The following is a 3,045-nucleotide window of genomic DNA, read 5'->3' as shown; positions in this document are numbered from 1 at the left end:
GTCGAGCCGCGCGACCAGCACCGTGGTCCAGCCCGTGCCGACGGTACGCACGTCCGTGCCGTCCGGCCGGTGGCCGGTCCTGCCGTCCGGCGCGGCCTTCCCACCCTGCAGCGCCTTGTCGGCCGGCTCCTCCTTCACGGTCACCCCCGGCGGCGGGTTGAACCGGAACTGGTCCGCCTCCGGCCGGTTGAAGTCGATCTGGGTGAACGCGACCTCGAAGGCCGGCTTGTCGGCGCCGTCGGCGAGCACCTCGAACCGCAGCGGCACGTGCTCCTTCGCGTCGAGGGCGATCCGCACCTGATGTACCAGGGAGTCGGCGTCGCGCGGGGTGAGCACCAGCTCGTACGCGTCGCGGCCGGCGACCCGGGCGGACCGGCCGACGGTGACCGCGGTGGTCGGGTCGACCGCCGCGAGCGCCTGGTCGGCGGCCTCCGCCGGGGTGGCCGGCAGGGAGGCCGGCGCGGTGCGGTCCTGCGGCAGGACGCGGTGCGTGGCGCTGTTGGTCCGGCTGTCCCAGGACCAGACGTCCCGGCCGTCGCGGATCAGGTCCCGTTCGCCGAGGGTGTCGAGCAGCGCGATCCGCTGCCGCTCCTCGCCGGAGTACCAGACCCGCAGGGTGTGGGTTCCGGTCAGCAGGGTGGTCAGCTCGTTCCCGCCGGCCAGGCCGGCGAGGTTGGCCAGCGCGGGCAGGCCCAGGTCGGCCCGCTGCACCACGGTGCCGGAGAGCCCGTCGAGGCGGGACGTCTGCAGGTCGACCAGGAGCTGGGCCGCGGTGCGCGGCGGCAGCGCCGGGTCGGCGTCGGCGGCGAACGTGCCGACGGCCGCTCCGCCACCGATCACGGCGACCCCCGCGGTCACCGGGACCAGCCAGCGCAGCACGGCGCGGTTCTTCAGTACGGACATGGTGGCTACCTCCTGACTGCCATGCTGCACCCCGGTGGCTGTGAGCGTGCTGAGGACAACCCGTACGGGTGTCATCCGGGTGGCACTCTTGGGAGCGTGCGGTTGCTGGTGGTGGAGGACGAGTCGCGGCTGGCGGCCGCGTTGCAGCGGGGCCTGCAGGCGGAGGGCTTCGCGGTGGACGTGGCGCCCACCGGCCCCGCCGGCCTGGACGCCGCCCGGCACGGCGACTACGACGCGATGATCCTGGACGTGATGCTGCCCGGCCTCTCCGGGTACGAGGTGGTCCGCCGACTACGGGCCGAGGAGCGCTGGCTGCCGGTGCTGATGCTCTCGGCCAAGGACGGCGAGTACGACCAGGCCGACGGGCTGGACTGCGGCGCCGACGACTACCTGACCAAGCCCTTCTCGTACGTCGTCCTGCTGGCCCGGCTCCGGGCGCTGCTGCGCCGGGGCGCGCCGGAACGTCCCGCCGTGCTGGCGGTGGGCGACCTGCGACTGGACCCGGCGCGGCGCCGGGTGACCCGGGCCGACGCCGAGGTCGCCCTGACCACCCGCGAGTACGCGCTGCTCGACTACCTGATGCGCCGTCCCGGCGAGGTGGTCTCCAAGACCGAGCTGCTCGACCACGTCTGGGACGCCAGCCTGGAGACCGCGCCGAACGCCGTCGAGGTCTACGTCGGCTACCTGCGCCGCAAGATCGGCCGGGAGCGCCTGGAGACGGTCCGGGGCGCCGGCTACCGGCTCGCCACATGAGCCGCCCGCACCGGCTGCTGTCCGGTCTCGGCCTGCGGGTGCGGCTGATCGCGATCGGGGTGCTCGGGCTGACCGCGGGTCTGGCGCTGGGCGGGGCGCTGCTGCTCGGCGCGCTCGGCTGGACGCTGCAGCGCACGGTCGACGCGGAGGCGCTGCGGACGGCGGACGCGGTCGCGCTGCTCGCCGACGAGGACGTCCTGCCCGACCCGCTGCCGGTGGCCGGCGGTCAGCTCCGGGTGCAGGTGCTCGACGCCCAGGGCCGGGTCCGCGCCGCCTCGATCGACGCCGACCGGCTCACCCCGATGCTCCGACCGGACCAGCTCGAACCGGGTACCCGGCAGCGGCTGGTGGTCGGCGGGCAGCGGCTCGGCCTCGCCGGCCCGGTCCGGGTGGTGACCGTGCCGGCCGGCGGCCCGGGGGAACCGCTCACCGTGGTGGTCGGCAAGTCGATGGCGGACGTGCGGCACAGCCTGGACGTCGTACGCACCCTGCTGCTGGTCGGCTTCCCGCTGCTGGTGGCCGGGTTGGCCGTGGTCGCCTGGCGGGTGGTCGGCGCGACGCTGCGCCCGGTGGAGGCGCTGCGCAGCGGCGCGGCCGAGATCACCGGGCGGGCCGGGCCGGGCCGGCTGCCCGTACCGGAGGGCCGGGACGAGATCCACCGGTTGGCGGTCACCCTCAACGACATGCTGGACCGGCTGGAGTCGGCCCGGGACCGGCAGCGGGCGTTCGTCGCCGACGCCGCGCACGAGCTGCGCAGCCCGCTGACCACCATGCGTACGGAGCTGGAGGTGGCCCGGCGGCTGGCGGACCGGACGGACTGGCCGGCGGTGGCGGAGAGCCTGCTCGCCGACACCGAGCGGCTGGCCCGGCTCGTCGACGACCTGCTGCTGCTGGCCCGGCTGGACGAGGCGTCGAGCAGGGGGGACGACCCGGTGCGCCAAACGGTCGGCCCGGTGGAGCTGGGGGAGCTGCTGCGCGCGGTCGCCGCTCGACACCCGTCCCCGCCGGTGGAGCTGGTGCCGCCGACCGCGCCGCTGTGGACCGAGGGGGAGCCGGACGAGCTGCGGCGGATCGTCGTCAACCTGGTGGAGAACGCCGTCCGGCACGCCCGCTCCCGGGTCACGCTGACCGTCACCGGCCCGCATCCCGCCGCCGTCCCGGTCCCGTCGGCCGGCCCCGTCGCGCCGGCCGGCCGGGTGACGCCTGCCGTCCCGGTCGTCCCCGCCGACCCGACGCTTCCTGCCGGCCGGGTCTCGCCCACCGGCCGAGTCCTGCCCGACGGCCGGTCCCGCCCACCAACCGGGTCCTGCCCGACGGCCGGGTCCTGCCCGACGGCCGGTTGACGCCCGCCGGCGCGGTGGCGCCAGCCGAGGCGGTGGCGCCCGCCCG

3 protein-coding genes are annotated in these 3,045 nt (G+C 76.3%); 2 read left to right on the top strand and 1 reads right to left on the bottom strand.

Annotated elements, in window-relative coordinates:
- Positions 1-903 (bottom strand): sigma-E factor regulatory protein RseB domain-containing protein (locus tag JNW87_RS36725; RefSeq protein ID WP_238455303.1); only part of this gene is annotated, 903 nt, incomplete at its 3' end.
- 96 nt (positions 904-999) lie between these two features.
- Here JNW87_RS36725 and JNW87_RS36720 point away from each other — a divergent pair.
- Both JNW87_RS36720 and JNW87_RS36715 read left to right on the top strand, forming a co-directional pair.
- Entirely contained in the window at positions 1,000-1,656 is a 657-nt protein-coding gene (locus tag JNW87_RS36720) for a response regulator transcription factor (RefSeq protein ID WP_109801828.1), read from the top strand.
- A gap of 47 nt (positions 1,657-1,703) precedes the next feature.
- A complete protein-coding gene (locus JNW87_RS36715) occupies positions 1,704-2,999 on the top strand; it encodes a histidine kinase dimerization/phospho-acceptor domain-containing protein (RefSeq protein WP_375373595.1) in 1,296 nt (431 codons plus the stop codon).
- Positions 3,000-3,045: the final 46 nt, after the last annotated feature.

The organism is Micromonospora sp. ATA51, assembly GCF_016802855.1.
Taxonomy (GTDB): Bacteria; Actinomycetota; Actinomycetes; order Mycobacteriales; family Micromonosporaceae; genus Micromonospora; species Micromonospora sicca.
Note: the sequence above shows the minus strand (reverse complement) of the source record. Positions and strands in the feature narration are given on the sequence as shown.